Origin of the sequence: Streptomyces sp. NPDC088194 (genome assembly GCF_040702025.1) — a bacterium.
GTDB lineage: Bacteria > Actinomycetota > Actinomycetes > Streptomycetales > Streptomycetaceae > Actinacidiphila.
In genome coordinates this window covers 16,837-34,125 of sequence record NZ_JBFBIV010000087.1, presented here as the reverse complement: position 1 = coordinate 34,125, position 17,289 = coordinate 16,837, and the positions used below count along the sequence as shown (strand labels likewise).

Annotated in this window: 10 protein-coding genes; 5 read left to right on the top strand and 5 right to left on the bottom strand. The window is 74.3% G+C overall.

The genetic code is table 11. The features are described from left to right. Nucleotides 1-322 precede the first annotated feature (322 nt). The 3 genes from AB0399_RS32835 to AB0399_RS32825 all read left to right on the top strand — a co-directional run bounded on the left by AB0399_RS32835 (nt 323) and on the right by AB0399_RS32825 (nt 6,069). On the top strand, nt 323-511 hold the full coding sequence (locus tag AB0399_RS32835; protein WP_328468810.1) for an SPOR domain-containing protein: 189 nt from the start codon (nt 323-325) through the stop codon (nt 509-511). Between the two features lie 116 nt (nt 512-627). Continuing rightward, a complete protein-coding gene (locus AB0399_RS32830) occupies nt 628-3,279 on the top strand; it encodes a SpoIIE family protein phosphatase (RefSeq protein ID WP_366413791.1) in 2,652 nt (883 codons plus the stop codon). Nucleotides 3,280-3,516: 237 nt separating this feature from the next. Continuing rightward, nucleotides 3,517-6,069, top strand: coding sequence for a SpoIIE family protein phosphatase (locus AB0399_RS32825; RefSeq protein WP_329373958.1), 2,553 nt, complete (start codon nt 3,517-3,519; stop codon nt 6,067-6,069). 62 nt (nt 6,070-6,131) lie between these two features. Here the strand turns inward: AB0399_RS32825 and AB0399_RS32820 are convergent, their stop codons facing one another. Both AB0399_RS32820 and AB0399_RS32815 read right to left on the bottom strand, forming a co-directional pair. Then, the gene (locus AB0399_RS32820) at nt 6,132-6,848 is read right to left on the bottom strand and encodes a PspA/IM30 family protein (protein ID WP_329365179.1); all 717 of its coding nucleotides are present in this window, start codon (nt 6,846-6,848) and stop codon (nt 6,132-6,134) included. A 136-nt stretch (nt 6,849-6,984) separates the two neighbouring features. Further along, the gene (locus AB0399_RS32815) at nt 6,985-9,183 is read right to left on the bottom strand and encodes a TPM domain-containing protein (protein ID WP_366413792.1); all 2,199 of its coding nucleotides are present in this window, start codon (nt 9,181-9,183) and stop codon (nt 6,985-6,987) included. Between the two features lie 645 nt (nt 9,184-9,828). Between AB0399_RS32815 and AB0399_RS32810 the strand changes: the two genes are divergently transcribed. Continuing rightward, nucleotides 9,829-11,931 (top strand): ATP-binding protein, encoded by a 2,103-nt coding sequence (locus AB0399_RS32810; protein WP_366413790.1) that lies wholly within the window; start codon nt 9,829-9,831, stop codon nt 11,929-11,931. Beyond that, nucleotides 11,928-13,496, top strand: a complete 1,569-nt coding sequence (locus AB0399_RS32805) for an ABC transporter substrate-binding protein (protein WP_366413789.1) — start codon at nt 11,928-11,930, stop codon at nt 13,494-13,496. Before AB0399_RS32810 ends, AB0399_RS32805 begins: the two co-directional genes overlap by 4 nt. Nucleotides 13,497-13,549: 53 nt before the next feature. Here AB0399_RS32805 and AB0399_RS32800 read toward each other — a convergent pair whose 3' ends face one another. Genes AB0399_RS32800 through AB0399_RS32790 form a run of 3 tightly spaced genes read right to left on the bottom strand, consistent with a single transcriptional unit; the run spans nt 13,550 to nt 17,035 of the window. Then, a complete protein-coding gene (locus AB0399_RS32800) occupies nt 13,550-14,323 on the bottom strand; it encodes a succinate dehydrogenase/fumarate reductase iron-sulfur subunit (protein ID WP_366413788.1) in 774 nt (257 codons plus the stop codon). Beyond that, nucleotides 14,320-16,239, bottom strand: a complete 1,920-nt coding sequence (locus AB0399_RS32795; RefSeq protein ID WP_329365171.1) for a fumarate reductase/succinate dehydrogenase flavoprotein subunit — start codon at nt 16,237-16,239, stop codon at nt 14,320-14,322. The genes AB0399_RS32800 and AB0399_RS32795 overlap by 4 nt, the downstream gene beginning before the upstream one ends. Before the next feature lies 1 nt (nt 16,240). Continuing rightward, a complete protein-coding gene (locus tag AB0399_RS32790) occupies nt 16,241-17,035 on the bottom strand; it encodes a hypothetical protein (RefSeq protein WP_329373954.1) in 795 nt (264 codons plus the stop codon). Nucleotides 17,036-17,289: the final 254 nt, after the last annotated feature.

The window sequence follows — 17,289 nt, the reverse complement described above, 5'->3', positions numbered from 1 at the left end:
CGTCGCCCTCGGTGGCGGCCAGGCCCCGCGCTGTATGTCCGCGTCGTATGTCCGCGTCGTACGGACGCGTCGTACGGACGCGTCGTACGGACGCGTCGTACGGACGCGTCGTACGGACGCGCCGTATCGCCGTGCCCGGAAGGGGCGCTGACGGAGCGTCAACTTCAGGTCGAACGAGTGGCCGGATCGGTACCTCTTCGTGTCATTCCGTGCCCGCCGGGTGAACCCCGGGCGTAGGGTCGGGCATATGCGCATCGCCGATTCCGCCAGCACGGGACCGGCCGGGATGCGGCGGTCTCGGCGCGAAGGAGGGGGCGGCGTAGTGACGTCGGAGTTCGGTTGGGTCCTCATACGGCAGGACGAGGGCGGCAACCGCTACCGGGTGGGGCGGTACGCGACACGCGCGGAGGCCGAGCGGGTCGCCGAGACGCTGACCTACCCCGCCGCCCCGTCGGCTCCGCCGCAGGTGTACGTGATCGAGCAGGTCGTGCCCCGCGCGGCCGAGGCGTGACGGCCCCTTCCGCGCACACCTGCGCAGAAAGGGGCAATATCGGGTAAGAGAGGGTAAACCTCTCTTGGAGGTCGGGTGCGCGCACACCCGACCCGACCCGGTCGGGGGTGCAACGTATGAGCGCCAGCGGCGACGACCCCGGGGCGCCGCCCGGCCGCGCCCCCCGGCCCGTACCGCCGCCGCCCGAACCGCCTTCCGCACCGCCGCCCGTACCGCCCTCCGCGCCGCTCCCCGGCCAGGAGCCGGACGCCGCCGGCGGGCCGCGCGCCTCCGGCACCCTGCTGGACGCCCTCCGGGTGGCCGTCGTGATGCTGGACACCAGCGGCCGGGTGCTGCTGTGGAGCCCGCTGGCGGAGGACGTCCTGGGCTGGGCGGGCGAGCACATCGTCGGCCGCAGGGTGGGCGGACTCTTCGGCCCGCCCGAGCCGTTCCCCGGTGCCGCGGACACGGGGGAGGAGGGGACCGCCGGCGCCGGGCCGTCCCGCCCCGGAGCCCGGAACCCCCTTCCCCCGGACGCGTCCGAGGGCGACGGCCGGCCCGAGCAGATCCTCGGCGAACTGCTGCGCACCGGCCGCTGGAACGGCATCCTCTCGCTGCGCCACCGCGACGGCCACACCGTGCAGGTCGACACCCGCGCCAGCCTGCTCGTCGACGGCGACGGCCGCCCGTTCGTGCTCGCCGCTCTCGCGGAGACCAGCCGGCTGCGCACCCTGGAACACGACCTCGCCGCCCTGGACTCCCTGTTCGACTCCTCCCCGCTCGGCGTCGCGATCCTCGACCGCGACCTGCGCTACGTACGGGTCAACGACGCGCTCGCCGCCATGAACGGCATGCCGCCGGCCGACCACGTCGGCCGCAGCGTCGAGGAGATCCTCGACGCCGACACCGCCCGCGAACTGGCCGCGCTCCAGCGCCGCGTGCTGCACACCGGCCGGCCGGTGATCGACGTGGTGGCGCCCGCCCCGGGCGGCCGCGGCCACCGCTCGCTGTCGTACCACCGGCTGGTCGACCGGGCCGGGCGGGTCCTGGGCGTCAGCGCCACCGTGATCGACGTCACCGAGCGGGTGCAGGCCGCCGAGCGGGCCGAACGGGCCCGCCGCCGCCTCACCCTGCTCAACGACGTCGGCTCGCGGATCGCCGGCGTGCTCGACGTGCGCCGGGTCGCCGAGACCATCGCCGAAGCGCTGGTGCCCACCTTCGCCGGCTACTCCGGGGTGCTGCTGCACGCGCAGGTGGCCGGCGGCGGCGACCTGCCGACCGCCGGGTTCCGGGAGACCCAGCCGCTGCGCCAGCTCGGCGTCGGCGCCGCGCACTGGACCCCGCAGGTCGAACGGATGCTGCGGCGCGGCCAGTCGATCGGCTTCACCCGGCACTCCGTCTTCGGCACCGTGCTGGCCGGCGGCGAGCCGCGGCTGCTCGACGGCGACGACCAGCTGCGCGCCACCACCTACCCCGACGACCCCAAGGTGGATGCCGCCCTGGAGTTGGGCCTCCACTCGATGCTGGTGCTGCCGCTGCGGGCCCGCGGAGTGGTGCTCGGGCTGCTGGTGGTCGCCCGCGACCGCGGCCGCGAGCCCTTCGACCGCGACGACCTCGCGCTCGGCGTGGACCTCGCCGACCGGGCCGGCACCGCCCTGGACAACGCGCGGCTGTACGTCCGCGAGCGCGAGGGCGCGCTGACCCTCCAGCGCAGCCTGCTGCCGCGTACCGTCCCCGAGCCGCCGGGCGTCAACATCGCCTACCGCTACGTGCCCGGCAGCAGCGGCGCGGAGGTCGGCGGCGACTGGTTCGACGTCATCCCGCTCGGCGGCGGCCGGCTCGCCTTCGTCGTCGGCGACGTGATGGGCCACGGCCTGGTCGCCGCCGCCACCATGGGCCGGCTGCGCACCGCCGTCCGCACCCTCGCCGGCCTCGACATGCCGCCCGACGAACTGCTGCGCCGGGTCAACGAGCTGGGCGACGACCTCGCCCAGAACCGGACCGAGGGCTGGATGGCCACCGCGGTGTACGCCGTCTACGACCCCTCCACCCGGCGCTGCGCCATCGCCCAGGCCGGCCACCCGCCGCCGGTGCTGGTGGAGCACCAGGACGACCCGGACCGCTGCTACGCCCGGCTGCTGGACCTGCCCACCGGGGTGCCGCTCGGCGTCGGCGGGGTGCGCTTCGAGACCACCGAGCTCGACGTGCCCGACGGCGCGGTCCTGGTGCTCTACACCGACGGGCTGGTCGAGGCCCGCGGCAAGGACATCGGCCAGGGCATCGAGCGGCTGCGGTCGACGCTGTGCCGCCGGCTGGGCTCCCTGGAGGACGCCTGCGACGACCTGCTGGCCACGATGGACCCCGACCGCGAGCCGGACGACGTGGCGCTGCTGATGGCCCGCCTCGGCGGCCTGCCGGCCGGTTCCACGGCCGCCTGGACCTTCCCCGCCGAGGCGAGCGCGGTCCGGCTGGCGCGCCGCCGGGTCCGCGACACCCTGGCGTCCTGGGGCCTGGCGTCGCTGACCGACGTCACGGTGCTGCTGGTCAGCGAACTGGTCACGAACTCGCTGCGGTACGCGCACGGCCCGATCGGGGTGCGCATGGTGCGCGGCGGCTCGCTGCTGGTGGAGGTGTCGGACCCGCTGCCGGACCCGCCGCGCGAGCGGGTGGCGGCCGAGGACGACGAGGGCGGGCGGGGCCTGCAACTGGTGGCCGGGGCGTCCCGGCGGTGGGGGACGCGGCACGGCTCGCTCGGCAAGACCGTCTGGTTCGAACTGGCTCTGCCGTGACCGGAGGGCGCCGCCGGGGCGCCGAAGGGCACGATGGTTGCGAGCGACTGTGCCGGGTATGCCGAAGAGGCGGGAGCGAGAGGTGCGACCGTGGTGTTCCGGGGACGGCCCCCGCGCCCCAGGAGCCGAGATGATGCTGTGATCGACAAGACCGTGTGCTGGACGGTCGCCATGCTGAATACTCGGGTCCAACCGGTCCATGTGTGCTGAGCTGGAGGGGTCGGGCGAGTGAGCGACATGCCAGCAGGGGCGGTTCCGCCCGGCGACGACGACGCGGACGCGGCAAAGGCCGGCGTCTGGCAGTCCAGCCCGCCCGGGTCCCTGTATGACTACATACGCGTCGCCTCCTTCTCCCTCGACGCCGAGGGCCGGATCGACCAGTGGAGCGAGCGCGCCACCGAGTTCTTCGGGCTGACCGCGGCCGAGGCCGTCGGCAAGGACCCGATCGCCGCCTTCGCGCCGCCCGACGTGCAAACGCGCGCGCACCAGCGGCTGGCGAAGATCCTCGACGGCCGCGAGTGGCAGGGCCTGGTGCCGTACCGCGACGCCTCCGGCGCCGAGGGCCGCGCCGAGGTCTACGTGATGCCCGCCGACCACGGCGCGCTGTGCCTGGCGGTCGACGTGGCCGCGCTGCGCCAGATCGAGACCGATCTGGCCGCCTCCCAGGCGGTGTTCGGGCAGTCCCCGATGGGCTTCGTGCTCTTCGACACCCACCTGCGCCTGGTCCGGGTCAACGACCGCTTCGCCGCGGTCTTCGGCCGCCCGAACGAGCAACCGGGCCGCGGCCCGCAGGACTTCCTCTCCCGGGTGGAGGCCGACCGGCTGTCCGCCGCGCTGCGGCAGGTGCTGGAGACCGGCGACGCGGTGCTGGACATGCCGCTGGTCGGCACCGTGCCCGGCGACCCGGCCCGCCGCCGCTGGTCCATCTCGCTGTACCGGCTGCACAGCAACTCCGGCCGCCCGATCGGTGTCGCGGGCCTGGCGATGGACGTCACCGGCCGGCAGCGCGCCGAGCGCGAGGCCGCCCACGCCCGCCGCAACCTCGCGCTGCTCAACGAGGCCGGCTCGCGGATCGGCACCTCCCTCGACCTGGAGACCACCGCCCGCGAACTGCTCGACGTGGCCGTGCCGCACTTCTGCGACCTCGCCTCCGTCGACCTCTACCAGGCGCTGCTGTCCGGCGCCGAGGACCTTGCCGGCACCACCGACGGCAGCGGCGAGGTCCGCCGGGTCGCCTTCGCCAGCTCGGTCTCCGACGCCCCGGTGGCGATGGCCGGCGACGACGACGTCGAACCCAGCGAGGGTCCGGTCTCGGTCGGCTCGGTGCACCGCTTCCGGTTCGGCTCCGCCAGCGCCCGCGCGCTGCGTACCGCCCAGCTCCAGGTGCTCGACGGCGAGGGCGGCCACGACCTGGGCGGCACCCCGCTGGTGCAGTCCACCCTGGTGGTGCCGATGGTGGCCCGCGACACCGTCCTCGGCCTGGTGCAGTTCTCCCGGGCCAAGGGCAGCGAGCCGTTCACCGAGCGGGACCGGATGCTCGCCGAGGAACTGGCCGCCCGCGCCGCCATCTTCCTCGACAACGCCCGGCTCTACCGCCGCGAGCACGAACGCGCGCTGATCCTCCAGCGCAGCCTGCTGCCGCCGGACGACCCGGAGGCGACCGGCCTCGACATCGCCTGCCGCTACCTGCCCGGCAGCATGGAGACCGAGGTCGGCGGCGACTGGTTCGACGTCATCGAACTGCCCGGCCACCGCACCGCGCTGGTGGTCGGCGACGTGATGGGCCGCGGCCTGCGCGCGGCCGTCGCGATGGGCGAACTGCGCACCGCCGTCCGCACCCTGGCGATGCTCGACCTCGAACCGGCCGAGGTGCTGGGCGCGTTGGACGAGGTCGCCGAGGGCCTCGGCTCCTCCTCGGCCGGCCGCACCCGCCGCTCGAAGAACCCCGCCGACGTCGACCTCGCCGAGGTCTACCTCGCCACCTGTATCTACGTCGTCTACGACGCGGTGACCCGCCGGTGCACCATCGCCAACGCCGGGCACCTGCCGCCGGTCGTGGTCGAGCCCGGCGAGGACCCGCTGCTGCTCGAAGTGCCCCGGGGGGTGCCGCTGGGCGTCGGCGGCGAGCCCTTCGAGGAGGTCGAGGTGGAGCTGGCCGAGGGCGCCCTGCTCGCCCTCTACACCGACGGCCTGGTCGAGTCCCGCAACCACCCGCTCGACGAGGGCCTTGACGCCTTCCGCGCCTCGCTGGCCGGCCCGGCCCGCCCGCTGGAGGACGTCTGCGACCACATCCTGGCGACCCTCGACACCGCCCACGGCGAGGACGACATCGCGCTGCTGATGGCCCGTATCCGCGGGCTGCCCGCCGAGCAGGTCGGCGACTGGACGCTCGCCCCGCAGCCCACCTCCGTCGCCAAGGCCCGCGAACTCGCCCGCGACCAGCTGCTGGAGTGGGGTCTCGACGACCTCGTCGACACCACGGAACTGCTCGTCAGCGAGCTGGTCACCAACGCGCTGCGGCACGGCTACGGCGACATCCGGCTACGGCTGCTGCTGGACCGCACCCTGGTCTGCGAAGTGTGGGACAACGCGCTGATGCAGCCGCGCCGGCGCCGCGCCCGGGACACCGACGAGGGCGGGCGCGGCCTGCAACTGGTCGCGATGCTCAGCCAGAGCTGGGGCAGCCGCCGTACCCACCGCGGCAAGACCGTCTGGTTCGAACTGGCCCTGCGCGGCGGCCAGCCGGGCTCCGCCGGGCCGTCCGTGGACGACCTGCTCAGCATGTTCTAGGGCGCTGTACGGGTCCTTACGGGTCCTTACGGTTCTGTGCGGCGCTGTCCGGTGCCGCGCCGTCAGGCCGCGCCGGACTTCAGCCGGGCCAGGCGGGCGTCGATCTCCGCGCTGTCGCCCGCCGCGTCCAGGGACTCGAACTGGGCGTCCAGCGAGGAGGCGGCCAGCTCCTGACGGCCCTGCGCCCGGGCCTCCTCGCGCCGCACCTTGTCCTCGAAGCGGCCCAACTCGCTCGTCGGGTCGAGGACGTCGACGCTCTTGACCGCGTCCATCATGGTGTTCCGCGCGTGCGCGCTACGGGAGCGGGCGACCAGTTCGTCCCGCTTGGCCTGCAACTGCCGCAGCCGCTCCCTCATGTCGTCGAGGCCGCCGCGCAGCTGGTCCACCACCTCGTTCTGCGAGGCGATCACCGGCTCCGCGGTGCGCGCCTCCTTCTCGGACTGGAGCTGGCGGCCGAGCGCCACCTTGGCGAGGTTGTCGAACCGGTCGGCCTCCGCGCCGCCGCCCGACGCCCGCAGCTCGTCCGCCTTGCGGCTGGCCGCGGCCGCCTTGCCGCCCCACTCCGCCGCGGCGGAGACGTCCTCGGCGTGGTCCTGCTCCATCATCCGCAGGTTGCCGATGGTGCCGGCGACGGCGTCCTCGGCCTCCTTGATGTTCTCGGTGTACTCCCGGATGAGCTGGTCGATCATCTTCTGCGGGTCCTCGGCCTGGTCGAGGAGCGCGTTGATGTTCGCCTTGGCGAGCTGCGCCACCCGGCCGAGGATCGTCTGCTTCGTCATGGCTACTCCTTGACTGACCTGGGGTCCTTCGTTCTTCGGGTGCCGCGTCCGCGAGGTCCCGCGGATGCGGGGTGTGCCGTGCGTGCCGTGCGTGCGGCGGGAGCGGGGCCGGCGGACCGGGGCCCGCCGGCCGGCCCTAGAAGCGCCCGCCGCCGCCCATCCGGCCGCGGGTCCCGCCGCCGCCGAAGCTGCCGGGGCCCGCGCCGCCCCCCATTCCGCCGCCGTACCCGCCGTACCCGCCCATGCCGAAGCCGCGGGTCCGGCCGCCGCCGAGCAGGTCGCCGAGCAGGATGCCGCCGAGCACGGCGCCGCCCACCCCGCCCATGCCGCCCGCGCCGCCGTGACCGCCGCGCCCGCGCCGCCCGCCGAAGCCGGTGACGTCCTCCTGCGCGTAGGTCTGGGCCTCGCGGGCCAGCCGGTCCGCCTCGCGGGCGTGCTCCAGCGCCTCCTGCGGCTCGCTCGCCGCCAGCGCCTCCGCCCGCCGCAGCCGGCGCTCGGCCTCGGTCAGCCGGGTCCTGGCCTGGCTGCCGATCGCGCCGCGGTGCGTGGTGACCACGTCCCGGGCCGCCGCGACCTCGCTGCGCGCCGCCAGCAGCGCCTGCTCCACCAGCGCCGAGGCCCGGCGCTGCCCGGCCTCCTGCTCCCGGGCCCCCGCCAGGGCTCCGTCGAGCGCGGCGTCCGCCTCCTCGACCCGCCGCAGCGCCGCGATCGGGTCCGGCCGCCCGGCCGCCAGCTCCGTACGCACCGCCGAGAGCACGCTCTCCGCCCGCGCCACCCGCCCGCGCAGTTCCGCGTGCGCGGGCCCGGAGGGATACGCCGGCGCCGGTCCGCCGCCCGCGCCCGCCGGTCCGCCGCCCGCCGGAGCGTTCAGCCAGTCGGCGGCGCCCGTACCCGAGGTGGTCGGCCCGCTGCCGGGGCCGTTCCCGTACGGGCCCGCCGGCGGCTCCGTGCTGCCGCCCGGGGCCGGGCCCGCGCCCAGGATCGCGCGGGCCTCGGCGAGGTCGGCCTCGGTCTCGGCGAGAGCCTCGGCCAGCTTCGTGTCGGCCGCGTGCAGCTCCTGCTCCCTTCGGGTGACGGAGTCCGCGAGCATGGTGGCCTGGTCCAGGGCGCCCTCGGCGGCGCGGACGAAGACCGCGGCCCGGCCGTGGTCGGAGCCGATCGCGGTGTGCGCCTGCTCCAGGCTGGTCCGGGCGAAGTCCAGCCGGTCGCGGGCCTCGGCCGGGTAGCCGGCCACCGGTTCCAGCGCCGAGTCGGCGTACCGCTGCGCCAGCGGGCCGAGCGCGGCCGCCGCGGCGTCGATCCTGGCCGGCAGCGCCGCCGCCTTCTCCTCGGCCCGCGCCAGCACCTGCGGGGCGTTGGCCTCCATCGCACGCAGCTTGTCGAACGCCTCCGACTCCGCGTCCAGCCGCCGGTTCGCCTGGGTGCAGCGCGACAGGATCTCGTCGAGCATCTGCCGCCGGGTCTCGTCGTCCTCGGGGTAGGCGTCGTCGAGCTTCTGCCGCAGCCGGAACGCGGCGGTCAGCTCGCCCTTGGCGTACTCCACCGCCTCGCCGAACGGCTGCGCGGCGTCCTCGCCGAACTGCGCCGCCGCGAACCCCACGTCCTCCTGGCTGGTGCGCACCGCGTCGTCCGTGGCCACCAGCAGCTCCCGCGCCTGCGCGTCCAGCTCCGGCAGCGGGGTGACCGGCACCGGCTGCTTCGGCCGCGCCCGCCACTCGCTCGCGCCCTGCCCCGCCGACGTCCGCACCGGGCGCTGGTGGGCGGCCCGCCTGCGGTACGCCCAGATGCCCAGCATCAGCGCCGCGCCCAGCGCGACCACCGGAATCCACACCGAGCCGGACGAGCGGCTGCCCGTGCCGCCCGGGTCCGCCGCGCCCGGGGTGATGGCCGGGGCGGTCACCGGGTGGCCGTCGAGCACCGCGTCGTAGCCGGTCGCCGCGCCGACCGCCGCGCCCGCCCAGTCGTCGTGCCGCAGCGCGGGCTCGATCGCCTGGTCGCCGACCTCGTCGATCTGCCGCTGGGTGAGTCCCGACTCCTGGTCCGCCGACACCGCGTACTGGCGGTCGTGTGTGGCCACCGCCAGCAGGACGTCCCTGCGGCCCAGGCCGTTCTTCACCGCGGTCGCGTTCGCCCAGTCCTGCGGGGAGGCGCCGGAGAAGCCGTTGACGTAGACCGCGAAGAGCTGGAGCTTCTGCCGGTCGTAGAGCTGGTTCAGCGCGGCCTGCACCTCCGCGGTCCGGCCCTGGAGCGCGCCCACCCTGTCGGTGACCTGGCCGGTCCTGGCCAGGGGTATCGGGGCGTCGGCGACCGCCCGCAGCGGCAGCCCCGCGCCCATCGCCAGTACGGCCAGCGCCACCAGCGCGGCGGCCGACGACTTACGTTTGTGGCGCACCGCGTTGCCTCCCGCTGTCCGCGCCACGGCCCACCGCGTGGCTCTTTTCGGGAGCGTATGTGCGGCTTATGCGTCGCGCGACCGGGGAGCCGTCCCGAGCCCGATACCGTGCCCCGCCCGTGCCGCGGGACACGCCCTAGCGGAAATTCCCCGAAAGGGGGAGGGTTTCCGGTTTTCGGGACGGGTCCCGTTCGGGCCGGTCTACTCTCCCTATTCCATCGATGGGGGATTTCCTCCGGCCCCGGAGGAGGATTCCCGTCCGGGACGGAAACGCGCGCCCGCGTGGATTCCGCACCGGGCGACCCGGGACTCCCCCTGGTTCACCGGGGCACGGGTGCCCAGGATTCCGCGGGATTCGCCGGGAGCGCCCGGGGAATCCCGAGCCATTCCGGAATTCGGTGCCAATGGTGCCCCGGGAAGGCTGCGGATATTCCGGCGGACCGGATGCCCGGAGCACCATTGGCACCGAATTCCGGTGGGCCAGGGCGAACCGCGGACTCGGTGGGCCAGGGCGACCCGGAACATCCGGTGCATCCGATGGGGGCGGGTCCGGCACGGTGCCGGTCCTGACGGCGGGAGACATGGGACATGACGGACGGCAGGCTGTACGGCCGCGTGCGGGTGGTGGAGTTCACCGGGGACGCGCTGAGACGCTCGGGCGTCCCCGCCCGGCCGCTGCCGATCGTGCTGCTGGTCGGCCCGCGCGGCAGCGGCGGCTCGGTGCTGCTGGACCGGCTGTGGACGGACTTCAGCGGGCGCTGCCTGAGCGTCCGGCTCGACCTGGGCCGGGCCGAGGCGGTCGAGGACATCGTGCTGGCCGCGATCCAGGGCTGGGGCCGCCGGGTCCCGGGCATCCGCCCGATCCGCTTCTGCCGCACCCGGATGCTCTTCAAGGCGCTGAGCTTCGTGGACGCCGGCGGCGGACGGGCCGCGTTCGAGGCGTATCTGCGGGCCGGCCCGCAGGACGCCGCCGCGCACGCCGCGCTCGACGGCCTCGCGGCCCGGGCCGCGCCGCTGCTCCCCGCCGACCAGCAGGTGCTGCTGTCGGCCACGGCCAGGGCGCTGGGCCTGCTGCTGTCCGCGGTCGGCCGGCGCCGGCGCGGCGACGCCAAGGCCAGGAGCTGGCTGAAGGACCACGCCCCGGGCGTCGGCAGCGCGGAGGACCGGCTGTGGGAGATCCACCGCCGCCACCACGGGCGCAGCGACGCGCCGGACGCGGCCCGCACCGCGCTGAAGACGGTGTGCGCCGCCCTGCTGGCCGACCTGCGCACGGACTTCAACCGGCGCTCGCTGCGCGGCCAGCGGCCCGCCAACTGCCTGCTGATGCTGGACAACGCCGGCAGCCGGGCCGGCGAGCTGTTCCTGGAACTGCTCGCCGAGTGCCGCCGCGAGAGCCACCGGGCCCGCGAGCGGCCCGACCCCGCGCTGGTGGTGGCCGCCCGGCGGGGCCGGGCGCACACATCGATGGCGCCGCTCGCCTCGACCGACGACCGGCTGAGCTTCGCCGTCCGGCACCCCGCCGCGCCCGCGGGCGAGGACCACCCGGTGTGGTGGTACCCGATCCGGCTCACCGGCCTCGGCCGCGAGGACGTGGTGGTGATGTGCGGCAGCAGCGTGCTGGGCAGCCAGAAGCGCGACGCGAGCCACCTGAGCGACCTGACCGACGGCCACCCCGAGGCGGTCGATCGGCTCTCCCACCTGCTGGCCCGGCCCGAGGCGGCCGGGGACGACCCGCGCCGGCTGCTGGACCGGCCGCTGCCCGCCGCCGAGTACCTGCCCGACCACTGGAGCGCGCCGGCCCGCCCCACCCCGCCCGGGTCGGCGGAGGGGGCGGAGGACGGGCCCGCCGGAGCTCCGACCGTGGCCGCCTACCTGCTGCGCCGCATCCTCGCCGACGACCACGTCGACGGGCCGGACGGCGGCATCGGCCCCGACGGCGGCTCGCTGCTGGACACCATGGCGGTGCTCGCGCTCACCCCCGGTCTGCGGCTGGGCGCCGGTACCGCGGCGCTGCACTTCCTGGGCTGGACCCGGTTCGACGCCGCCACCGCCCGCCGCCGGCTCGGCGCGGCGCTGTGGCTGGCGGAGGCGCCCGACCCGCTCGACGGAGCGGCCGAACCGGACCCGAACGGCGCGCCGGACGCGCCCGTCGGCCCCGCCGCCCGGCTGCACCCGCTGGCCGCCCTGCTGCTGCACCGCCGGCTCGCCGCGCTCCCCGAGGTGTGGGACGGCGCCCACCAGGGCTACGCCGCCCACTACTCCGGCGCCCACGACGCGCCGCTGCGCCATCACCACCTGCTCGCGCAGGCCACCCCGTCCCGCCGGGAGCCGCTGACCGCGGTCGCCGGTTACCTGGAGCGGGAGTACGACCGCTGCGCGTCGCCCGAGAGCTGGCAGGTGATCCTGCGCCAGGTGACCGCGGCCCCCAACCGGCTGCGTACGGACGGCGATCCGCGCACCTACGTCACCGCGCTCGCCGGGCGGCCCGACCCGCGCGACCGCAACCGGACCATCAGCCGCCTGGTGACCGCGCGATGGCTCCACGGCGACCGGTCGTTCGACCCGCGCCACCACCTGGCCGGGCTGATCTCCGCCGAGTACGGGAACCTCGCCGCGATCTGCGGCGGCAACGAGGCGCTGTTCCAGGAATCCGGGAAATACCACCTCATCGAGGAGGAGTGGGATCGATGAGAGTGCCGCGCATGCTCCGAGTCCCCGAACAGTGGTACGGAAATCTGCCCCGCCCGATGCGGATCGGCGTGGTGTTGGCGGTCGTCACGGGTCTCGTCGCGGGATCGTTCGGGGTGTTCGCGCTCGTCGACCACTTCCGGAACCAGCCGTGTATGCGCGGCGGCGCGACCGCCGTCACCCAGCACGGCGCGAACGGCGAGTGCGTCGGCATCACCGACGGGTCGTACCCGTTCGACACGCGGTTGAAAGGCGTCGAGCAGGCGATCCGGAAGGAGAACCGGGACGTCACCCGCGAACACCCGAAGGACTACGTCAGCGTGGTGGTGCTGCTGCCGATCTCCGCGCACAGCGGCAGCATCATGGCGATGTCCGCCGTCGTCGAGCAGGTGCGCGGCGCCTACACCGCGCAGTACTACGCCAACCGGCAGAACGTCGAGGGCGTCGCGCCGTACATCCAGCTGCTGATCGCCAGCGACGGCTACCAGGCCAACCAGTGGAAGGCGGCCACTTCCGCGATCGAGCACGCCACCGCCCAGCACGTGGCGGCGGTGACCGGGCTCGGCCTGAGCCTGGACGGCACCCGCAGCGCGGTGCGCGAACTGACCGCACGGAACATCCCGGTGGTCGGCTCCAGCATCACCGCCGACAGCTTCAGCGACATCAAGAACTTCGTCCGGGTCGCCCCGAGCAACGAGGACAACATGGCCGCCGCACTGTCGTACGTGCAGGCGGCCACCCGCGCGGTGCTGGTCGAGGACGGCAACGCGGGCGACAGCTACGACGCCACGCTGGTCAGCGGATTCCGGAAGTTCGCCGCGATACCGCACCACCGGATCGTGGACGTGGAGCCGTTCGACACGACCAAGCGGGACCGGGCCACGTCGGAGTCCGAACAGGCCGAGGCCGAGCAGGAGGTGGCCACCCGGATCAGCCAGATGGCGCTGGACATCTGCGCCCAGCAGCCCGCGGTGGTGCTCTTCGCCGGGCGCGGCCAGGACGTCGGGGTGCTGGTGCACGCCTTCGCCAGCACCTGCCTGGACAAGTCGATCGAGATCGTCAGCGGCGACGACATGTCGAACCTGGCGATCACCCCGCAGTTCCGGCACGACCTGAACGGCCATGTCACCGTGGACTACGCGGGCGTCGCGCACCCCGACGAGTGGACGTCGGCCCACGACCCCGCGGCGGCGCGGGACGAGCAGGACGGCGCCCGCGGCTTCCGCGCCTTCGACCAGACCTTCCAACGGCTCTTCCCCGGCGGCACGTTGACCGACGGCAACACCATGACGGCGTACGACGCGACGCTGACCGGGGTGTCCGCGGTCCGGCTGACCGAGCAGCGGCAACCGCGCGCCGACGCGGTGGCGGGCGAACTCGGCGCGCTCCAGGGCGCGCACCAGGTGCTCGGCTCGAGCGGCCCGATCCGGTTCACCGCGAACTACCAGACCAGCCGCACCGGCAGCAATCCGGTCGGCAAGGCCAGCCCGATCCTGCGGCTGGGCCGGGACGGCAACCCGCAGGTGCTGAAGGTGGCGTGGCCGGCGGCCGCGCCACCCGTCGGGTGAACTCCCTGAGCGGGAGCGACCGTCGGGGCGGCGCGGCCGTGCCGAGGTCCGGCTTACTGGCCGCGCCGGCGGATCTTCGCGCCGAGCCACACCAGCGGGTCGTACTTGCGGTCGACGGCGCGCTCCTTCAACGGGATCAGCGCGTTGTCGGTGATGTGGATGTGCTCGGGGCAGACCTCCGTGCAGCACTTGGTGATGTTGCAGTAGCCCAGGCCGTGGTCGTCCTGCGCGGACTCCGCCCGGGTCGGGCCGCCGTCCGCGGCGGCGGCGTCCAGCGGGTGCATGTCCAGCTCGGCGACCCGCATCAGGAACCGCGGCCCGGCGAACGCGCTCTTGTTCTCCTCGTGGTCGCGCACCACATGGCAGGTGTCCTGGCACAGGAAGCACTCGATGCACTTGCGGAACTCCTGCGAGCGCTCCACGTCGACCTGCGCCATCCGGTACTCACCGGCCGGCACGCCCTTCGGCGGCACGAACGCGGGTATCTCGCGGGCCTTGGCGTAGTTGAAGGACACGTCGGTGACCAGGTCGCGGACGACCGGGAAGGCCCGCAGCGGGGTGACCGTCACCGTCTCGTCCCGCGCGAAGACCGACATCCGGGTCATGCACATCAGCCGGGGCCGCCCGTTGACCTCCGCGCTGCACGAACCGCACTTGCCCGCCTTGCAGTTCCAGCGCACCGCGAGGTCGGTCGCCTGGGTGGCCTGGAGCCGGTGGATGATGTCGAGCACCACCTCGCCGTCGTTCACCTCGACGTCGTAGTCCCGCAGCCCGCCGCCCTCGGCGTCGCCCCGCCACACCCGGAACCGGGCCGTGTAAGCGCTCACGCGTCCAACTCCTCGTCCGTCAGGTACTTCAGCAGCTCGTCCCGTTCGAACAGGTCGAGCAGGTCGGGCCGGATCGGGCTGGTCGGGCGGCGGCGCAGGTCCACCGCGCCGCCGGCCGCGTCCGACAGCTCGCACACCAGGTTGACCTTGCGCCAGGTGCGGTCCATCTCCGGATGGTCGTCGCGGGTGTGGCCGCCGCGGCTCTCGGTACGCTCCAGCGCCGCCCGCGCCACGCACTCGCTGACCAGCAGCATGTTGCGCAGGTCGATCGCCAGGTGCCAGCCCGGGTTGAACTGCCGGTGCCCCTCCACCCCGGCCCGCGCCGCCCGTTCGCGCAGCACCGCCAGCCGGGAGAGCGCCTGCTCCATCTCCGGGGCCCGCCGGATGATCCCGACCAGGTCGTTCATCACCTGCTGCAACTCCTGGTGCAGGGTGTACGGGTTCTCCACGGGACCGGCTTCGGCCCCGCTCCCCGCCGCACCCGCGGCGTCGAACGGCCGCAGCGCCTCCGCCGCGGCCTCGTCGATCTGCGCGCCGTCCGCGACCGGCCGGCCGTCGCCGAGGCCGGCCGCGTACCGCGCCGCGTGCAGCCCGGCGCGGCGGCCGAAGACCAGCAGGTCGGACAGGGAGTTGCCGCCCAGCCGGTTGGAGCCGTGCATCCCGCCGGCCACCTCGCCGGCCGCGAACAGTCCCGGCACGCCGGCCGCGGCCGCGGTGTCCGGGTCCACGTCGACCCCGCCCATCATGTAGTGGCAGGTCGGCCCGACCTCCATCGCCTCCGCGGTGATGTCGACGTCGGCCAGCTCCTTGAACTGGTGGTGCATCGACGGCAGCCGGCGGGTGATCTCCTCGGGGCTGAGCCGGGTGGACACGTCCAGGAACACCCCGCCGTGCGGGGAGCCGCGGCCGGCCTTCACCTCGGAGTTGATCGCCCGGGCCACCTCGTCGCGCGGCAGCAGCTCCGGCGGTCTGCGGTGGTGGTCCGGGTCGGTGTACCAGCCGTCGGCCTCCTCCTCGCTCTGCGCGTACTTCTCCTTGAACACGTCCGGCACGTAGCCGAACATGAACCGCTTGCCCTCGCTGTTGCGCAGCACCCCGCCGTCGCCGCGCACCGACTCGGTGACGAGGATGCCCTTCACCGACGGCGGCCAGACCATCCCGGTCGGGTGGAACTGGATGAACTCCATGTTGATCAGCGGCGCCCCGGCCAGCAGCGCCAGCGCGTGCCCGTCGCCGGTGTACTCCCAGGAGTTGGAGGTGACCTTGAACGACTTGCCGATGCCGCCGGTGGCCAGCACCACCGCGGGCGCGTCGATCACGAACAGCCGGCCCGACTCGCGGACGTACCCGAAGACCCCGGCGACCTCGCCGCCGGGGCCCTTCAGCACGCGGGTGACCGTGCACTCCTGGAAGACCTTCAGCCGGGACTCGTAGTCGCCGCTGACGGCGTGGTCCTCCTGCTGGAGCGAGACGATCTTCTGCTGGAGGGTGCGGATCAGTTCCAGGCCGGTACGGTCGCCGACGTGCGCCAGCCGCGGGTACTCGTGGCCGCCGAAGTTGCGCTGCGAGATCTTCCCGTCCGCAGTGCGGTCGAACAGCGCGCCCCAGGTCTCCAGTTCCCACACCCGGTCCGGGGCCTCCTTGGCGTGCAGCTCGGCCATCCGCCAGTGGTTGAGGAACTTCCCGCCGCGCATGGTGTCGCGGAAGTGCACCTGCCAGTTGTCGCCGGAGTTGACGTTGCCCATGCTCGCCGCGATGCCGCCCTCGGCCATCACCGTGTGGGCCTTGCCGAACAGGGACTTGCAGATCACCGCGGTCCGCAGTCCCTGCTCCCGTGCCTCGATCGCGGCGCGCAGCCCCGCGCCGCCCGCGCCGACCACGACCACGTCGTACGCGTGCCGTTCCACATTCGTCATCTCAGAAGAACCTCGGATCGTCGAATACGCCGCTGGACACCAGGTACACGTACAGGTCCGCGACACCGACGCTGATCAGCGAGGACCAGGCGAGCAGCATGTGGCGGCCGTTGAGCACTCCCACCCATCCCCACAGCCGGTAGCGCACCGGGTGGGCGGAGAAGTGCCGCAGCTTGCCGCCGATGATGTGCCGGCAGGAGTGGCAGGAGAGGGTGTACGCCCAGATCAGGCCGACGTTCACCAGCAGCACGAGGGTGCCGAGGCCGGCGTGGCCCCAGTTGCCGTGCCGGTCGCGGAAGGCGAGCACCGTGTCGTAGGTGAGGATGCCCGCGACCACCACGGCCAGGTAGAAGAAGTAGCGGTGGACGTTCTGCAGGATCAGCGGCAGCCGGGTCTCGCCGCTGTACGACGCGTGCGGTTCGGCCACCGCGCAGGCCGGCGGGGACAGCCAGAACGACCGGTAGTACGTCTTGCGGTAGTAGTAGCAGGTCAGCCGGAAGCCCAGCGGGAAGATCAGCACCAGCAGGGCGGGCGACAGGCCCCACCAGTTCCCGAACAGGTGCCAGTCGGCGCCGCCGTTCATGTCCGTGCAGTTCGACGCGAGGCACGGCGAGTAGAACGGCGACACGTACGGCGCGGCGTAGTAGTGGCTGTTCGCGAACGCCCGCCAGGTCGAGTAGCCGATGAACGCGGCCAGGCCGAGCGCGCTGACCAGGGGCGGCAGCCACCATCGGTCCGTTCTCAGGTGCGGCGCGGATATCGCCGCGCGGCCGGGGCTGCCGACGCCGTGGGCGATCCGCGCGGGGGCGGCCGCCGGCGGCGGGGACGGCGAGGTGCTCGGTGGGGTGCTCGGGGTGCTCGGGGTGGTTCCGGTGGACAAAGGTGACTCCGCGGGGGATGGCAAGGGGCGCACCCGCCGCGAGGCGGCGGGCCGGGGCCGGGAAGGCCGCGGGAGCGGTCGCCGGCGTCACGCGCCGGGGCGGCCGGGGAGGGGAGAGGGGGATTCGTCGGCGGCCCGGGGGAGCGGCCGCGGCCGGGCCGGCCGTACGG

Bases quoted from the DNA above. Each gene is read 5' to 3' on its own strand.
- AB0399_RS32795 (WP_329365171.1), bottom strand. From the start codon at position 16,239: ATGACGAATGTGGAACGGCACGCGTACGACGTGGTCGTGGTCGGCGCG.
- AB0399_RS32820 (WP_329365179.1), bottom strand. From the start codon at position 6,848: ATGACGAAGCAGACGATCCTCGGCCGGGTGGCGCAGCTCGCCAAGGCG.
- AB0399_RS32815 (WP_366413792.1), bottom strand. From the start codon at position 9,183: ATGGGCGCGGGGCTGCCGCTGCGGGCGGTCGCCGACGCCCCGATACCC.
- AB0399_RS32830 (WP_366413791.1), top strand. From the start codon at position 628: ATGAGCGCCAGCGGCGACGACCCCGGGGCGCCGCCCGGCCGCGCCCCC.
- AB0399_RS32805 (WP_366413789.1), top strand. From the start codon at position 11,928: ATGAGAGTGCCGCGCATGCTCCGAGTCCCCGAACAGTGGTACGGAAAT.
- AB0399_RS32825 (WP_329373958.1), top strand. From the start codon at position 3,517: ATGCCAGCAGGGGCGGTTCCGCCCGGCGACGACGACGCGGACGCGGCA.
- AB0399_RS32810 (WP_366413790.1), top strand. From the start codon at position 9,829: ATGACGGACGGCAGGCTGTACGGCCGCGTGCGGGTGGTGGAGTTCACC.